Annotated in this window: 15 protein-coding genes; 10 read left to right on the plus strand and 5 right to left on the minus strand. The window is 63.8% G+C overall.

The genetic code is table 11. The annotated features are described in order from the left end of the window. The first annotated feature begins 153 nt into the window (after window positions 1-153). Complete coding sequence (locus tag ACU8HS_RS03120; RefSeq protein ID WP_112705060.1) at window positions 154-387, plus strand: type II toxin-antitoxin system VapB family antitoxin; 234 nt, start codon at window positions 154-156, stop codon at window positions 385-387. Then, window positions 384-740, plus strand: a complete 357-nt coding sequence (locus ACU8HS_RS03125; RefSeq protein ID WP_113500376.1) for a type II toxin-antitoxin system VapC family toxin — start codon at window positions 384-386, stop codon at window positions 738-740. The genes ACU8HS_RS03120 and ACU8HS_RS03125 overlap by 4 nt, the downstream gene beginning before the upstream one ends. A gap of 5 nt (window positions 741-745) precedes the next feature. Here ACU8HS_RS03125 and ACU8HS_RS03130 read toward each other — a convergent pair whose 3' ends face one another. Continuing rightward, on the minus strand, window positions 746-2,410 hold the full coding sequence (locus ACU8HS_RS03130; protein WP_447015380.1) for an electron transfer flavoprotein-ubiquinone oxidoreductase: 1,665 nt from the start codon (window positions 2,408-2,410) through the stop codon (window positions 746-748). 254 nt (window positions 2,411-2,664) lie between these two features. On the opposite strand from ACU8HS_RS03130, the gene ACU8HS_RS03135 reads away from it, so the two are divergent. After that, entirely contained in the window at window positions 2,665-3,453 is a 789-nt protein-coding gene (locus ACU8HS_RS03135; protein ID WP_112754284.1) for an SDR family oxidoreductase, read from the plus strand. 7 nt (window positions 3,454-3,460) lie between these two features. On the opposite strand, the gene ACU8HS_RS03140 is transcribed toward ACU8HS_RS03135, so the two are convergent. Further along, entirely contained in the window at window positions 3,461-4,342 is an 882-nt protein-coding gene (locus ACU8HS_RS03140) for an aminoglycoside phosphotransferase family protein (RefSeq protein ID WP_112705051.1), read from the minus strand. A gap of 297 nt (window positions 4,343-4,639) precedes the next feature. Here ACU8HS_RS03140 and ACU8HS_RS03145 point away from each other — a divergent pair, with 297 nt between their 5' ends. Continuing rightward, a complete protein-coding gene (locus ACU8HS_RS03145) occupies window positions 4,640-5,941 on the plus strand; it encodes an efflux RND transporter periplasmic adaptor subunit (RefSeq protein WP_112755626.1) in 1,302 nt (433 codons plus the stop codon). After that, entirely contained in the window at window positions 5,938-9,054 is a 3,117-nt protein-coding gene (locus ACU8HS_RS03150; protein WP_447015381.1) for an efflux RND transporter permease subunit, read from the plus strand. The genes ACU8HS_RS03145 and ACU8HS_RS03150 overlap by 4 nt, the downstream gene beginning before the upstream one ends. Before the next feature lie 39 nt (window positions 9,055-9,093). Here ACU8HS_RS03150 and blaOXA read toward each other — a convergent pair whose 3' ends face one another. Beyond that, entirely contained in the window at window positions 9,094-9,918 is an 825-nt protein-coding gene (gene blaOXA, locus ACU8HS_RS03155; RefSeq protein ID WP_447015382.1) for a class D beta-lactamase, read from the minus strand. A 104-nt stretch (window positions 9,919-10,022) separates the two neighbouring features. Here blaOXA and ACU8HS_RS03160 point away from each other — a divergent pair, with 104 nt between their 5' ends. The 5 genes from ACU8HS_RS03160 to ACU8HS_RS03180 all read left to right on the plus strand — a co-directional run bounded on the left by ACU8HS_RS03160 (window position 10,023) and on the right by ACU8HS_RS03180 (window position 13,856). Further along, a complete protein-coding gene (locus tag ACU8HS_RS03160; RefSeq protein ID WP_112567365.1) occupies window positions 10,023-10,913 on the plus strand; it encodes a LysR family transcriptional regulator in 891 nt (296 codons plus the stop codon). Between the two features lie 155 nt (window positions 10,914-11,068). Continuing rightward, a complete protein-coding gene (locus tag ACU8HS_RS03165; RefSeq protein WP_447015383.1) occupies window positions 11,069-12,364 on the plus strand; it encodes an Hsp70 family protein in 1,296 nt (431 codons plus the stop codon). A 70-nt stretch (window positions 12,365-12,434) separates the two neighbouring features. Then, window positions 12,435-13,328 carry a uracil-DNA glycosylase gene (locus ACU8HS_RS03170; RefSeq protein ID WP_113500834.1) on the plus strand — a complete coding sequence of 298 codons (894 nt, stop codon included), beginning with the start codon at window positions 12,435-12,437 and terminating at the stop codon, window positions 13,326-13,328. 134 nt (window positions 13,329-13,462) lie between these two features. After that, window positions 13,463-13,654, plus strand: a complete 192-nt coding sequence (locus ACU8HS_RS03175; RefSeq protein WP_112573440.1) for a hypothetical protein — start codon at window positions 13,463-13,465, stop codon at window positions 13,652-13,654. 67 nt (window positions 13,655-13,721) lie between these two features. Next, the gene (locus ACU8HS_RS03180; RefSeq protein ID WP_447015384.1) at window positions 13,722-13,856 is read left to right on the plus strand and encodes a hypothetical protein; all 135 of its coding nucleotides are present in this window, start codon (window positions 13,722-13,724) and stop codon (window positions 13,854-13,856) included. Here the strand turns inward: ACU8HS_RS03180 and ACU8HS_RS03185 are convergent, their stop codons facing one another. Both ACU8HS_RS03185 and ACU8HS_RS03190 read right to left on the minus strand, forming a co-directional pair. Then, the gene (locus tag ACU8HS_RS03185; RefSeq protein ID WP_112573442.1) at window positions 13,857-14,729 is read right to left on the minus strand and encodes a hypothetical protein; all 873 of its coding nucleotides are present in this window, start codon (window positions 14,727-14,729) and stop codon (window positions 13,857-13,859) included. 248 nt (window positions 14,730-14,977) lie between these two features. Next, window positions 14,978-15,916: a DMT family transporter gene (locus ACU8HS_RS03190; protein WP_112573444.1), complete on the minus strand. Its 939-nt coding sequence runs from the start codon at window positions 15,914-15,916 to the stop codon at window positions 14,978-14,980. Between the last annotated feature and the right edge of the window lie 15 nt (window positions 15,917-15,931).

Here is a 15,931-nt window from a genome sequence, read left to right on the forward strand (position 1 = left end):
CTTAGCGCGTCAAGAAGATGTCGCAGGCTAAGGAAATTATGGTTAACGAAATGCTAAACGGGCGGCGCAAGATCGACGGGCGGCGGCCTCTATTTCCCGCTGCATTGAGAAGCGCATCATTTGATGCTATTTTTGATGCGGCAGGAGGCAAGGATGAGAACGACGGTGACTTTGGACGACGAATTGCTTGCCAGGGCTCAGGAAGTCACCGGCATCAAGGAACGGTCCGCGCTTCTGAAGGAAGCGCTCACGCGCCTGATACAGGAAGAAGCGGCGCGTCGTCTCATCATGCTGGGCGGCAGCGCACCGGATCTGCAGGCTCCGCCGAGACGCCGCTGGAACAGCGACGGAACATGGGGCGGAGCGGATCGGGATCACTCCGAGTGATCATACTCGACACGTCGGTCTGGATCGGCCACCTGCGAAAGCGCGAGGAGGAGGTGGAATTTCTGCTGAAAAGACAGCAGGTTCTGGTCCACCCCTTCATTGTCGGAGAAATCGCGCTCGGCTCGATGCCGCATTACGATCTCGTCCTTCGCTCGCTGTCCGAGCTGCCGCAGGCGACGGTCGCCAGCAATGCCGAAATCCTCTTCCTGATCGGACAGCATTCGCTCATGGGAAGCGGCATCGGCTATGTCGATGTCCACCTGCTGGCCTCGGCCAAATTGACCGAAGGCACCCGGCTTCTGACCCGTGACAGGCGGCTGGCGAAAATCGCCGAGGCGCTGGGCGTCGGATAGGCCGATCACATATTCGGATAGACCGGCCCCTCGCCGCCCTGCGGCGGCACCCAGTTGATGTTCTGGTTGGGGTCCTTGATGTCGCAGGTCTTGCAGTGGACGCAGTTCTGGGCGTTGATGACGAAAGTCTCCTCGCCGTCCTTTTCCACCCATTCATAGACGCCGGCCGGACAGTAGCGGGTCGAGGGGCCGGCATAGACGCCGAGTTCGGAGGATTTCTGCAGCGCCATGTCCTTGACCTGCAGGTGGACCGGCTGGTCCTCTTCGTGATTGGTGTTCGACAGGAAGACGGAAGAGAGACGGTCGAAGGTGAGCACACCGTCGGGCTTCGGATAATCGATCTTCCTGTGCTGCGACGCGGGTTCCAGCGAGGCGGCGTCGGTCTTGCCGTGCTTCAGCGTGCCGAAGAAGGAGAAGCCGAAGAGCTGGTTGGTCCACATGTCGAAGCCGCCGAGTGCTACGCCGAGGGCCGTGCCGAATTTCGACCAGAGCGGCTTGACGTTACGCACCCGCTTCAGGTCCTTGCCGATATCGCTCCGGCGCCAGTCGTTTTCGATCTCGACCACTTCGTCATTGGCGCGGCCCGACGCGATCGCTTCTGCAATGCGGTCGGCGGCCATCAGACCGGAAAGGACGGCATTGTGGCTGCCCTTGATGCGCGGCACGTTGACGAAGCCCGCCGAACAGCCGATCAGCGCCCCGCCGGGGAAGGAAAGCTTCGGCACCGACTGCCAGCCGCCCTCGGTGATGGCGCGGGCGCCATAGGAGAGGCGCTTGCCGCCCTCGAACGTGCCGCGAATCGCCGGGTGGGTCTTGAAGCGCTGGAATTCCTCGAACGGATAGAGATAAGGGTTCTTGTAGTTCAAGTGGACGACGAAGCCGACGGCAACGAGATTGTCTTCCAGGTGATAGAGGAAGGAGCCGCCGCCGGTGCCCATGCCGAGCGGCCAGCCGAAGGAATGCTGGACGAGGCCGCGGCGATGGTTTTCCGGCTTGACCTCCCAGAGTTCCTTGATGCCGATGCCGAACTTCTGGGGCTCGCGATCCTTCTGCAGGTCGAACCTGGCGATCAGCTGCTTGGCGAGCGAGCCGCGCACGCCCTCGCCGATCAGCACGTATTTGCCCATCAGCGCCATGCCGCGCGCATAGTTCGGGCCGGGCTCGCCGTTCTTCTCGATGCCCATGTCACCGGTCGCAACGCCGATGACGGCGCCCTCATCACTATAGAGCACTTCGGTTGCGGCAAAGCCCGGATAGATCTCGACGCCGAGTTCTTCCGCCTTGGCCGCCAGCCAGCGACAGACGTTTCCGAGCGAGACGATATAGTTGCCGTGATTGCTCATCAGCGGCGGCATGATGATGTTGGGCAGGCGTAGCGAACCGGCGGGGCCGAGCAGCAGGAAATGGTCGTCCGTGACCTCGGTCCTGAAAGGATGGTCACTTTCCTCGCGCCAGCCGGGCAGCAGCCGGTCGATGCCTATGGGATCGACGACGGCGCCGGAGAGAATGTGGGCGCCGACTTCGGCCCCCTTTTCCAGCACGACGACGGACAGTTCCGGATTGACCTGCTTCAGGCGGATGGCGGCAGAAAGGCCGGCCGGACCGGCGCCGACGATCACCACGTCGAATTCCATGCTCTCGCGTTCCGGCAGTTCAGTCATGTCGGTCATCCATCCGTCTCCGCTCGGCCATGTCGCGGCCGCTCATCCCCATTGTCGGCTACTCTCTTGTCAAAACCGGAAAACATTGTCGAGCCGGGAAGCGACAGGCGATCCTCCAATTCGCACAATGATGTTTCTGCGCACGGAAGATTATATGACGCTTACGTTAACGTCAATTTATCGGGGTGCGGCAAAACCGCTTTCCGGCTTTTCTTTGCCGAGACTTGCGCCCTATAGAAGGGAGGCAGGATTTGGAGGAAAACATGGATCTCGGCATCAAGGGCAAACGCGCGCTCGTCCTGGCGTCCTCGCGCGGCCTCGGGCTCGGCATTGCCAGGGCGCTGGCGCAGGAAGGGGCAAACGTTCTTCTGTGCGGGCGCAGCGGCGAGCAGCTGGAGGCCAATTGCAAGGCGATCAACATGCAAGGCAAGGGCAAGGCCGACTGGATCTGGGCCGACCTTTCCGACGACAATTTCGTCGAGACCGTCACGGGCGCCGTGCAGGAGAAATTCGGCGGGCTCGATATTCTCGTCAACAATACCGGCGGCCCGACGCCCGGCACGACCGAGGACATGACGCCGGACAAGCTCGAAACCTATTTCCTGTCGATGGTGGCGCGCGTCATCACGCTCACCAATGCGCTGCTGCCCGGCATGAAGGCGCAGGGCTGGGGCCGCATCCTGACGGTCGCCTCCTCCGGCGTCATCGAGCCGATCGCCAACCTGGCGCTGTCGAACACGCTGCGCCCGGCGCTTGCCGGCTGGAGCAAGACGCTGGCATCGGAAGTGGCCGGCCAGGGCGTGACCACCAACCTGCTGCTGCCGGGCAGCATCCTGACGGCACGGCTCGACGATCTCGACGGGGCGGCCGCAAGGCGCACCGGCAAGAGCATTGAGGAGATCCGCACGGAGAAGGAGGCGCGCATTCCGGTCGGCCGCTACGGCAGGGTCGAGGAATTCGCCGCAACGGCGGCCTTCCTGTGCAGCCAGCCGGCAAGCTATATTACCGGCTCGCTGATCCGCTGCGACGGGGGTGCGGCGCGCTCCCTCTGAGCCCTCCTCATCCGGCACGCGCGGTGGCGGCCGCCCATGCCGCCACGCTGTCGATCTTGGCGCCGACATGGGCGGGATCGTCGGCCAGTTCGGCAAGTTCGGACAGGCGGTGGAAGCCGGTGAGGACGGCGATGCGCCGGCGGTCGAGCCGGCGGCCGGTCAGCGTCTCGTAGGCCGAGACGATGCGCGAGGTCAGGTCGGGCGAGATGAAGTTCGAATAGATGAATTCCTGGTGCAGCGGCCCGAAGCCGGAATCGGAGAAATCGTAGAGCCCGTTCAGCCGGCCCTCGGCATGGTCGAAGGCCATGTTCCAGCCGTGCCCGTCAAAGAAGCCGTAGATGGTGCCGTAGGGATCGGGCGGCAGGGCCTTGAAATCCCAGATGACCCTCTCGGCATAGGTGGCAAGGTCGGACGACAGCAGCGGCAGCGCCTTGTCGCGCACCGTTTCGGGCGACTGCCAGGGCGGGATCGGCCCGGCGCCGAGCGCGCGCATGCGCTCGCCGTCCAGACCGTGCAGTTCGGCATAGAAGCGGGCCAGATCGTCGCCGAGGCGCTGGCGGGCCGCTTTCGGCAGGCGCTCGTAATCGTCGGTGATGAGATGTTCGCCCTGGATCTTGGTATGGCTGGAAAAGATCGGCGGGCCGTCATGGATGCGCATGTCGGGAACCGTCATCGACAGGGACGGCCTGATGATGCCGAGAAGGGCCGCCTCCCTGATGAGCGCCCTCTCCGCGCCCGGATTGCGCGGAAACTTGAAGATCAGCCTGTCGTCCACGTCGATAGCCACCGAATCCCAGCCCGGTGTCGCCAGCCTGAAGACGGAAGCCGTAAGCTCCGGAAAGATGTTGGTAATCAGTGAGCGAAGTTCACCGGCATTCAATTCGGCCATGACTGTCTGCCTCCGCGGTTTGCACCTTCTGTCTCGCGCAGGACCTGCGATGCGGATCAAATAGTGTTTCGCCAATGGAGCCTGCGCCGGCAGGCGGCGCAAATGGGCGACGCCGCCTGTTTGACTATATATTAGTATAGTTTGAATATTACGGAATGTTCATTACGAAAATTTAAGCCGTTATAACCGGTTAGTGATCGTCCGGGGGGTGATTATGTCTTTTTTGCGCCGCAATATAGGCGGCTCAATCGCAGCCGAAAATCACGCAATCTTCCGAGGACAAGACCGGTCTCGCCCATGAAGAAATTTTGGATCACCGTCAGCATCGTCGCCGTGGCCGCCGTCGGCTTCTGGCAGTTCGGGGACAAGGTCCCCTATGCTTCCGATATCCCCTACCTGTCGCAGTTCATCAAGAAGCCGGACGCCGGCCAGAACGGCGGCCGCCGGCAGGCGCAGGCCGATCCGGCCCAGGGCGGGTCCGGGCAGCAGCAGGGCGGCGGGCGCCGCCGCGGCGCCGGCGGCCCCACCATGGTCAAGACCGTGGCCGCCGTGAAGGCGGCCCTGCCGATGGACGTGACGGCGACCGGCTGGGCCGACGCCGACGACAATACGACGATCGCCGCGCAGGAACAGGGGCTGGTCGTCAGCATCGAGGCCAAGGACGGCGCCACCGTCAAGCAGGGCGACCTGATCGCCAAGCTGGACGACCGCACGGCCAAGGCCGCCGTCGACAAGGATAATGCGATGATCGTGCGCGATACGGCCACCCTTGCCGAATCCGAGACGGCGCTGACCCGCGCGCAGGACCTTTTCGACCAGAAGGCCGGCACGCAGCAGAGCCTCGACCAGGCCAGGGCCGCCCGCGATACCGCCGCCGCGACCGTTGAAGCCGACAAGGCCACGCTCGCCTCCGACCAGGTGACGCTGGAAAATACCGATATCCGCGCCCCCTTCGACGGCCGGCTCGGCGATATCGCGCTCAGCAAGGGCGCCTTCGTCAATGCCGGCGCGGCCATCGTCACCATCGCCAAATACGATCCGATCTATGTGAAGTTCCACCTGCAGGAGCGCTACCTGCAGGAGCTGAAGAAGGCGCTCGCCTCCGGCCCGGTCGAGGTCAGCACGGCGCCCGATTCCACCAAGGGGCAGGTGCGCAAGGGCGAGATCAGTTTTTACGACAATACGGTCGACACCGCCTCGGGCACGATCCTTGCCAAGGCGAAGTTCGAAAACGCCTCCGGCGCCCTGTGGCCCGGCCAGTCGGTCAATCTCGTCGTGCATTTCAACAATGACGAACAGCAGGTGGTCGTTCCCACCGTCGCCGTCAGCCCCGGCCCCGACGGTTTCTTCGCCTTCGTCGCCAAGGACGGCAAATCGCACCTGACGCCCGTGACCGTCGCGCGCGCCAATGGCGGCTTCACCGCCATCGCCTCCGGCCTTTCGGAGGGCGAGCATGTGGTCGTCGAGGGCCAGGGCCAGCTCAGCGACCAGCAGGCGATCAACGAACAGTTCAACGACAAGACACTCGATGTCGCTTCCGCCGACGAGCCTCGGCAAAATGCGCAGGCCGAAACGATCGCGGTGGGGGCCGAGCAGTGATCCCGAATTTCTGTATCCAGCGCCCGGTCGCAACGACCCTGCTTGCGATCGGCGTGATCCTCGCGGGTCTGGCGGGCTACCGGCTCGTGCCGGTGGCGGCTTTGCCGCAGGTTGACTTCCCGACCATCAACGTTTCGGCGCAGCTGAGCGGCGCCTCGCCGCAGACGATGGCGACATCGGTGGCGACACCGCTGATCAAGCAGTTCGAGACGATCCCCGGCATCAGCGAAATCAGCGCCTCAAGCTCGCTCGGCAGCACCAGCATCGTGCTGCAGTTCGACCTGAACCGCGATATCGACGCGGCCGCCGCCGACGTGCAGGCGGCCATTTCGCATGCGACGCGGCAGCTGCCCGACAACATGACGACGCCGCCGAGCTACCGCAAGACGAACCCGGCCGACGCGCCGATCATGCTGCTTGCGGTGCAGAGCAACACGATGCCGCGCAGCAAGCTCGACGAGATCGCCGAGGACATCATCTCGCCGTCGCTGTCGACGCTGCCGGGTGTCGCCCAGGTCAGCGTCTTCGGCGCGCAGACCTATGCCGTGCGCGTCGAGGTCGATCCCAACAAGCTTCTGACCCGCGGCATCGGCATCGACACGGTCAACAAGGCGCTTGCGGCCGCCAACAGCCAGCAGCCGGTCGGCACCTTGCAGAACAATGCGCAGGCCATGACGATCACGGCCAATACGCAGCGCACCAATGCCGAGCAGTTCCGCTCGCTGGTCATCGCCAATCCGAACGGCGCGCCGATCCATCTCGGCGACATCGCCGACGTCCAGGACAGCGTCGAGAACCAGTATACGGGCAGCTGGTATGACGGCCAGCGCGGCATCATCCTCGCCATCCAGCGCCAGCCGGACGCCAATACGGTGGACGTGGTCGATGCGATCAACGCCAAGCTGCCGCAGCTTCACGCCGAAATCCCGCCCTCGGTCAACACCGTCATCATGAACGATGCCGCAAAGCCGATCCGCGACGCGATCTCCGACGTGAAGTTCACGCTGCTTTTGACGATCGGCCTCGTCGTTCTCGTCATCTATCTCTTCACCGGGCACGCGACCGCGACCATCATTCCGGGCCTTGCCGTTCCGCTGTCGCTGATCTCGACCTTCGGCATGATGTATGTGCTGGGCTACAGTATCGACAATATCTCGCTGCTCGGCCTGACGCTGGCGGTCGGTCTCGTCGTGGACGACGCGATCGTCATGCTGGAAAACATCCTGCGCCATGTCGAGGAAGGCATGCCGGTGCGGGAAGCGGCGATCAAGGGTGCGGGCGAAGTCAGCTATACGATCATCTCCATGTCGGTATCGCTGATTGCGGTCTTCATCCCGATCCTGCTGATGGGCGGCGTCGTCGGGCGCGTGTTCAACGAATTCGGCATGGTGGTGGCGATCGCCATCATCGCCTCGGCGATCGTGTCGCTGACGGTGACGCCGATGCTCGGCTCGCGCCTTTCCAACAACCACAGCCGCCCGCCGCTCGTCATCCGCATCTTCGACGCCGGTTTCGAGCGCACCCTGCGCGGCTACGACAATGCGGTCGGCTGGTGCCTGAGACATCGGCCGACCATCCTCGGCGTCTTCCTCGGCTCGGTGGCGCTGACGGTCTATTTCTTCCTGACGCTGCCGACGAGCTTCTTCCCGCAGGAGGATATCGGCCGCCTGACGATCAGCACGCAGGCGCGCCAGGACATTTCCTATTCGGCGATGGAGGCGCTGCAGCAGCAGGCCGCCGCCGTCGTCAAGGCCAACCCGGCCGTCAACCACGTCATGTCGACCATCGGCGGCAACCCGAACAAGCCGCTGAACAACGGCTCGATGTTCGTCGAGCTGAAGGACAAGAAGGAGCGCCCGCCGCTTGACCAGACGCTGCGCGAGCTGCGCACGGCGATCAACAAGATCCCCGGCCTGCAGGCCTTCGTGACGCCGAACCAGAGCCTGCGCTTCGGCGGCCGCCAGACCGCCAGCCAGTATCAGCTGGTCATCCAGGCGCTGAACGCCGACCAGACCAACCTGTGGGCCGGCAAGATGCAGCAGGCGATGCGCGCCGACCGGCTGTTTACCGACGTGACCTCCGATGCGCAGAACAACGCCCTGCAGGCCAGCATCGTCATCGATACCGAGCGGGCGGCCGCCTACGGGATCGACAACGACACGCTGCGCACCACCCTGCAGGAATCCTTCAGCGGCTACGCGGCGGCCGAGATCCAGTCGACCGGCGACAGCTACGACGTGATCGTCGAATATGACACGAGCAAGCCCTGGGACGACCAGAAGCTTTCGGAAATCCGCGTCGCCTCGTCCAACGGCAGCCTCGTGCCGCTGTCGAACTTCGCGCATGTGGAGCGCACGGTCGGCCCCGTCACCATCAACCAGACGGGCCAGCTCGTCTCGACCACCGTTTCCTTCAACCTGCCGGAAGGCGTGTCGCTCAGCGACGCGACCGCAAGGATCGACCAGATCAAGAAGGACATCAACATGCCGGCCGACGTGTTCACGTCCTATGGCGGCACGGCGCAGATCTTCGAGCAGTCGCAGGGCAACACGCCCTATCTGATCCTGGCGGCGGTGCTGACCATCTATGTCGTGCTCGGCGTGCTCTACGAAAGCTTCATCCACCCGCTGACCATTCTCTCCGGCCTGCCGGCGGCCGCCTTCGGGGCGCTGCTGGCCCTGAAGATCATGGGCTTCGACCTGTCGATCATCGCGCTTATCGGCCTGCTGATGCTGATCGGCATCGTCAAGAAGAACGCGATCATGATGATCGACGTGGCGGTGGAAACCATGCGCACGACCGGCGAGAAGGCGACGGCGGCGATCCACGAAGCCTGCGTGCGGCGCTTCCGGCCGATCATGATGACGACCTTCTGCGCCCTGCTCGGCGCGTTGCCGATCGCGCTCGGCACCGGCGCCAGCTCGGAACTGCGCCAGCCGCTCGGCATCGCGGTCGTCGGCGGCCTCATCGTCTCGCAGATGCTGACGCTGTTCATCACGCCGGTCATCTTCGTGGAGATGGACCGTTTCGGCAATTTCCTCCACCGCCTGCTCAGCCGCAAGCAGCCGGAAGTCCATGCGCAAGAGGAGCCGCGGGCGATGGCGGCGGAATAACGGGACAAAAAAGGGCGCCGCGCGGCGCCCTTTTTTCGTTCAGCGGCCGGCTGCGAGAGCTGGCAGATCGGCGATCAGCGTATCGCGCGTTTCGAAGCTGATCGGATTGTCGTCGTAGCGGTGGTCGGCGATATAGAGCCTTGCGAAGACGAGGCGGCGCTCGCCCTTCGTCGCCCAGCCGACGAACCAGCCGAGCGGGCGCTCGTAATTGGTCTTGCCGGCGGCGTTGCGCAGCCAGCCGGAGCCGGTCTTGCCCTGGATGTCCCAGCCGTCCGCTGCCTTAAAATGCGGGACAATCGCCTCGGTCATCTGCCGGGCGCGCGCCGAGATCGGCAGGTTGCCGGTGCGGAACCGGCGGATGAAGCGCACCTGGTCCTCCGCCGAGATCTTCAAGGACGACATCAGCCAGGATTCGGTCAGCCCGTCCGTCTTGCCAGGCCCGCCCGAAACGTCCTGGTTGCCGTAGCCGAAACGCCTGACGTAATCGCCAAAGGCGCGCTTGCCGAGCTTGCGGGTCAGCGCCTGCGAGAACCAGACGATCGAATCCCGCTCCCAGATGGTCGGGTCGGTATCCTGCTGCTCGCGTTTGGACCGCTTGAGCTTCGGATCGTAGGGCCAGAGCGGCGTGTGCTCGTCGACAAGAATGCCGGCGTCATAACCCATCATGGCCAAAGGCAATTTGAAGGTGGATTGCGGATAGAAGCCCTGATCGCAATTGCCCTGCCGGTAGATCGTCTCGCCGGTCTTCTCGTCGGCAATCAGGGTGCAGCGGATCGGACCGGCGGCGCGCGCCGGAGCAACGCCGATGGAAGCTGCTGTAATGCTTATGGAAAATGCCAGAAGAAGAAGTCTTTCGAAAGCCACTTTCGTTCTCCATATGGTTCGACGGAAGCTTTCTAGGCCGTCCTGGAAGGCCTGATCAAACGATGATATTTGCGGTCAGGCATAAATCAGATTAGGCCATTGCCATGGTTCGACCATATTTGCCGCTGAATTCGCTGCGCGCCTTCGAGGCCGCCGCGCGCCATCTCTCCTTCACGCGGGCGGCAATCGAACTCTGCGTCACGCAGGCGGCCGTCAGCCATCAGGTGAAGCTGCTCGAACAGCGGCTCGGCGTCAGCCTGTTTCGCCGCCTGCCGCGCGGGCTGATGATTACCGAAGAGGGCCTTGCGCTCCTGCCGGCGCTGCAGGATTCCTTCGACCGCATGGCCGGCATGCTGGAGCGGTTCGAGGGTGGCCACATTCGCGAAGTGCTGAAGCTCGGCGCGGTCGGCACGCTTGCCGTCGGCTGGCTGGTGCCGCGGCTGGCCGATTTCCGCGAGCAATATCCCTTCATCGATCTCAGGCTTTCGACCAACAACAACCGCGTCGACATCGCCGCCGAAGGGCTCGACTATACGATCAAATTCGGCAACGGCGCCTGGCACGACATCGAGGCCGAGCCGCTGTTCGAAGCGCCGCTTTCGGTGCTCTGCATCCCCTCGACCGCCCGCCAGCTCGCCTCCCCCGAGGATGTGGCGCATCAGACGCTGCTGCGCTCCTACCGCGCCGACGAGTGGCCCGGCTGGTTCGAGGCGGCGGGCGTCGCCTGCCCGCCGATCCGCGGCATGGTCTTCGATTCCTCCGTGCTGATGATCGAGGCGGCACTGCAGGGGGCGGGCGTGGCGCTCGCCCCGCCCTTGATGTTTTCCCGCCAGCTTGCCGCCGGCCAGCTGGAACAGCCCTTCCCGATCCGGATTTCCAAGGGCAGCTACTGGCTGACGCGGCTCAAATCCCGCTCCGTCACGCCGGCCATGGAGACATTCCGCAAGTGGATCGGCCGGATGGCGGAAGAGACGCGGGCGCAGCTCGCGAACTGATCGGCAAACTGATCCGCACGGGTTGCTTTCCGCCCGCGCCTGTGCCATCACCCGCCTCTCACAAAATGACCGGGGCGCGACAAGGCGCCCTTTCGTATTTCGGGGCAGCCGCCCCGGTTCAGTGATATTCGACATATCTGACAGGGAGCACGGCCATGGCACGGGCGCTCGGGCTTGACTTCGGCACGACCAATACTGTTCTGGCGCTGGCAGACGGCGGCACGCAGACCCATTCCATTTCGCTGACCAGCAGCGCGGGTACGGCCGACAGCATGCGCACCGCGCTCTCCTTCATGAAGGACGCGCAGCTCGGCGCCTCGGCGCTGAAGGTGGAGGCCGGGCACGCGGCGATCCGGCAGTTCATCGACAATCCCGGCGACTGTCGTTTCCTGCAGTCGATCAAGACCTTTGCGGCCAGCGCGCTCTTCCAGGGCACGATCATCTTCGGCAAGCGGCAGAGCTTCGAAGACCTGATGGAAATCTTCATCCGGCGCCTGCGCCACTATGCCGGCGACAACTGGCCCGGCGACGTGACCCGCATCATTGCCGGCCGGCCGGTGCATTTTGCCGGCGCCAACCCGGACGCGGGCCTCGCCGTGCAGCGCTACAACGAGGCGCTGACGCGCTTCGGCTTTCCGGAAATTCACTATGTCTACGAGCCGGTTGCGGCCGCTTTCTACTTCGCGCAGAACCTGAAGTCCGACGCGACGGTGCTTGTCGCCGACTTCGGCGGCGGCACGACCGACTATTCGCTGATCCGCTTCGAGACCAAGGCCGGCAAGCTGACGGCGACGCCGATCGGCCATTCGGGCGTCGGTGTCGCCGGCGACCATTTCGACGCGCGCTTGATCGACAATATCGTCGCGCCGCAGATCGGCAAGGGCAGCCATTTCAAGAGTTTCGACAAGATCCTTGAGGTGCCGTCGAACTATTACGCGAGCTTCAGCCGCTGGAACCAGCTGTCGATCTTCAAGACATCGCGGGAATTCGAGGACCTGAAGAAGCTGGTGCGCACGGCGCTGGAGCCGGAGAAGCTGGAAATCTTCGTCGATCTCATCGACCATGACGAGGGCTATCCGCTCTACCAGGCGGTCTCGGCGACGAAGATGGCGCTTTCTTCGGCCGAAGAGGCCTCATTCGATTTCGCCCCGCTCGGCCGCGGCGGCCACCGCACGATCCGGCGCAGCGATTTCGAAAGCTGGATCGTGGACGACCTCGCGCGCATCGAAGGGGCGCTCGACGAGGTGCTGGAAAAGACCGGTACCGAGGCGTCCGGCATCGACAAGGTGTTCCTGACCGGCGGCACGTCCTTCGTGCCGGCGGTGCGGCGCATCTTCACCGAGCGGTTCGACAGGGACAAGATCGAGAGCGGCGGCGAACTGCTCTCCATCGCGCACGGCCTGGCGCTGATCGGCGAACGCGACGATATCGGCCAGTGGACTGTGCAATAGTGGCCGAAAGGGCGCAGGCCCGCCCCTGCCCGCCCTTTCATTGCCCTGTTCGCTCCGCTAAAGTCCGCCCATGATCTCCGCCAGCGACCTCAACCCGGCCGAACTTGCCGCCCTTCTGCATTTCCATGCGGAAGCGGGCGTGGAATGGCTGCTGGAGGACGAGGCGGTCGACCGGTTCGCCGAATTCGAGGCGATGAAGGCGGCGCGCCGCGCAGCGGCGCCGGCCGCCCAGCCGCAGCCGGAGAGACAGGCACAGCCGGACAGAGGTGCGCCTCCCCGCCCCGCGGCGGCGCAGCAGCCGGCAGCCGCCGCGCCCGCCTTGCGCCCGCAGCCGGCGATTCCCGACGGCGAGGCGGTGCAGCAGGCGCGCTTTGCGGCGGAAAGCGCCCGCTCGCTTGCCGAACTCAGGACGGCGCTCGAAGCCTTCAACGGCTGCAACCTGAAACACAGCGTCCGCTCGACCATCTTCGCCAGCGGCGACCCGGCAAGCGGCATCATGGTGATCGGCCCGGCGCCCAGCGCCGACGACGAGCGCGAGGGGATCGCCTTTGCCGGACGGCAGGGGCAGCTCCTGGACAAGATGCTGGCCGCAATCGGCCTGCAGCGCTCAGCCATTCTCCTGACGCAGATCATTCCCTGGCGCCCGCCTGGCAACCGCATGCCGTCCGCCGCCGAGACGGAAATCTGCCGCCCCTTCATCGAGCGGCAGATCGCGCTTGCCGAACCGCGCGCCATCCTGCTGCTCGGCAATTACACGGCCCGCTTCTTCTTCGGCGAAAACGACACGATTCACGGGCTTCGCGGCCGCTGGAAGGAAATCGCTGTCGCAGAACAGGTCATTCCGGCCATCGCCAGCCTGCACCCGCAGGACCTGTTAACCGCGCCCATAAACAAGCGGCTCGCCTGGAGCGACCTGCTGGCCTTCCAGGCTAGACTTAGAGACCTGTCTCTGCTTACAAATTAGCCAAGTTTGAAAATATTATGAATTTTCCCATGCACCATACGCATGGCTGCATCCTGCAAGGGTGCATTGAAGAATCGATGCTGCACTGCAATATAGAAGGCGTGTCTTGGGAGGAATGAACAGGAACCAAGGCCATGAGCAAGCGTTTTCGTCCTATCCATTGCGGGTTTGAAACCCTGCGCCAAGCAAGCGATCAGGTTCGCACCACCCAGGGCTACAGCCGATTCGGCTTTGCCACGAACGAACAGATGATCGCCCGCGGCACCGGCATCAGCAGCCGCACGGCGCGCCCGGCGGCGATCTTTGCCGATTTCCAGGAATATTGAAGATTCCGGAGTGACGGTCCCGGCAGGCGGTTCGCCTGCCTTTCGGCATTTTCAGGCGTATCGAGCGATGTCCACCCTGCTGATTTCCCTTCTGTGCAACATCGAGGCTTTCGAGCATATCCGCGCCGCCGTCTGTGCTGCGCGCGACTACCGCCGCGAGCTTTGCGATGCTGCGGACGAGAGCGCGGCCATCGCCCTCTAGTCAGCCGCCCGAACTTTCGAACCGCGCCTTTGCCCATTCGAAGGCTTCGTCGACATAGGCGAACTTGACCGCCTGCCAGCCGACATATTCATCCAGGAAATTGCGCGACAGCCACAGCTGCGACTTCTTCGGCTCGTCGTACCAGCCGACGCAGCCGCGCTGGGCGGCCTTGGCGAGCAGCCGCTGGAGATGGGTGCGCGACATCATGAAATCGCCCGCCAGCGCGCGGGTTTCCATCTTGCCGACCGACAGCCGTGCCGGGTCGCTGCCTTCGAGATCGAGCCGGGATATGAAATGATCGACGACGAGGCCGCCGGCTTCCGTCCACAGGAACAGCGCCACCTGCTCCGGCGGCTCGCGCCAGTTGTCGTCCTCCAGACAGCGGTAGGCGACGCGCGGCTGGATGCTGCGGAACAGCAGCGGGTTCTCCCGCAGGTAGGCCGCCCGGTTGCCGCCGTCGAGGAGATCGAGCGCGCCGAGATTGCCGTGCAGCCAGCCGAACATGGCCTGATGGCTGACCTCGGCCGGCTCGAAATGGCGCGGGCGGCGGCGCTCGTCGCCGGGCGTGTGGGCGATGAAGCGATAGGTGAAGAGCTCTTCGATGAAGGCCAGCACCGTATTGCGGCTGGCGACCTTGTGGGCGGTGATCTTGCCGGTCAGCCGCACCGCGGTGAAACCCGAGGTCGCGTCCTGGGGATCATATTCCAGATGCAGCGCATAGGCCGTCTGCGTCAGCAGCCAGCGCTGATGCGAGGCCAGCAGCCGCGCCAGCCGCGGGCCGGCATCGAACATGCCGCGCATCTGCCCGGCCAGGAAACGAATGCTCACAACAAAAGTCGGGTTCTGGGCCAGCTGTTCTGCCGTGAACGCCATAATGCTTTTTCCTCAACCCTCGCTCGCAAGCCAGCGTTCGGAGCAGCGATACCGAAACTCCCCCGGCATCTATGGCCTATCGAATATGCACGGCTTTGAATAAATGAAAGTAATTCACTTTCATAACCATATTTTTGGCAAAAGCGATATCCCAAGATTTCGCCATCCCATTTTCTTCTGGGGATGAGCGGCGGATTTTTTTCAATCAGGACGGTTAGAAATTCGACCTGCGGCAGGGCTTCGGCGGCTTATGATTGCGGCGTGCCGGCTTTTCGCGCCTCGCGACGCTCAAGGCCGAGCTGGTGCTCGCGATAGATGATGAAGATGCCGGCGGCAATGACGATGACGGTGCCGAAAAGCATCGTGTTGCTGGGAACGTCGTCGAAGACATAATAGGCAACGATGCCGCCAAGCAGGATCGAACTGTATTCGAAGGGCGCGATGGTGGACACGTCGGCGTGGCGGTAGCTTTCGGTGAGCAGGATCTGCGCCACGCCGCCGCAGAAACCGGCGGCGATCAGGAAAAGCGCCGAGGACCAGTCGAGCAGCAGCCAGCCGAAGGGAACGGTCGCCAGCGAGAAGACGGAAGCGGTGATCGAGAAATAGAGCACGATCGTCGCCGTCTTCTCTTCCTCGACAAGGCGGCGCACCTGGATCATCGCCATGCCGCCGAGCACGGCCGAGAGCAGCACGCAGAGCGCGCCGACCGCCTGTTCGGCCGCCATGCCGCCTTCGCGGAACAGGGTCAGCTTCGGCCAGGAGATGATGGCAACGCCGATAATGCCGAAACAGACGGCGCTCCAGCGGTAGACGCGCACCGTCTCGCCGAGGAAGACCGCGGCGAAGATGACGGCGACGAGCGGGGTGGCGTAACCGAGCGCGATCGCCTCCGGCAGCGGCAGGTGCAGAAGCCCGTAGAAGCCGAGCCCCATCGAGACGATGCCGAGCGTGCCGCGCTTCAGATGGCCGACCGGATTGGCGGTATAGAAGGCGGAGCGCAGCTGCTGGCGATAGCCGAGATAGGCCATGATCGGAAACAGCGCGAAGAACGAGCGGCAGAACGTCACCTGCCCCGGCGGGATATCCGATCCGGCCAGCTTGATGAAAGTCTGCATGGCCAGGAAGACCACGACCGACGAGACTTTCAGCGCAATGCCTCTCATCGGGTTTCTGAGAACCGATTCCATGATCCAGGCTCTTAT

The sequence above is a fragment of the Rhizobium sp. KDH_Rht_773_N genome (genome assembly GCF_052946295.1).

Bases quoted from the DNA above. Each gene is read 5' to 3' on its own strand.
- ACU8HS_RS03135 (WP_112754284.1), top strand. From the start codon at position 2,665: ATGGATCTCGGCATCAAGGGCAAACGCGCGCTCGTCCTGGCGTCCTCG.
- ACU8HS_RS03190 (WP_112573444.1), bottom strand. From the start codon at position 15,916: ATGGAATCGGTTCTCAGAAACCCGATGAGAGGCATTGCGCTGAAAGTC.
- ACU8HS_RS03175 (WP_112573440.1), top strand. From the start codon at position 13,463: ATGAGCAAGCGTTTTCGTCCTATCCATTGCGGGTTTGAAACCCTGCGC.
- ACU8HS_RS03120 (WP_112705060.1), top strand. From the start codon at position 154: ATGAGAACGACGGTGACTTTGGACGACGAATTGCTTGCCAGGGCTCAG.
- ACU8HS_RS03130 (WP_447015380.1), bottom strand. From the start codon at position 2,410: ATGACCGACATGACTGAACTGCCGGAACGCGAGAGCATGGAATTCGAC.
- ACU8HS_RS03185 (WP_112573442.1), bottom strand. From the start codon at position 14,729: ATGGCGTTCACGGCAGAACAGCTGGCCCAGAACCCGACTTTTGTTGTG.
- ACU8HS_RS03160 (WP_112567365.1), top strand. From the start codon at position 10,023: ATGGTTCGACCATATTTGCCGCTGAATTCGCTGCGCGCCTTCGAGGCC.
- ACU8HS_RS03140 (WP_112705051.1), bottom strand. From the start codon at position 4,342: ATGGCCGAATTGAATGCCGGTGAACTTCGCTCACTGATTACCAACATC.
- ACU8HS_RS03165 (WP_447015383.1), top strand. From the start codon at position 11,069: ATGGCACGGGCGCTCGGGCTTGACTTCGGCACGACCAATACTGTTCTG.
- ACU8HS_RS03170 (WP_113500834.1), top strand. From the start codon at position 12,435: ATGATCTCCGCCAGCGACCTCAACCCGGCCGAACTTGCCGCCCTTCTG.
- ACU8HS_RS03180 (WP_447015384.1), top strand. From the start codon at position 13,722: ATGTCCACCCTGCTGATTTCCCTTCTGTGCAACATCGAGGCTTTCGAG.
- ACU8HS_RS03145 (WP_112755626.1), top strand. From the start codon at position 4,640: ATGAAGAAATTTTGGATCACCGTCAGCATCGTCGCCGTGGCCGCCGTC.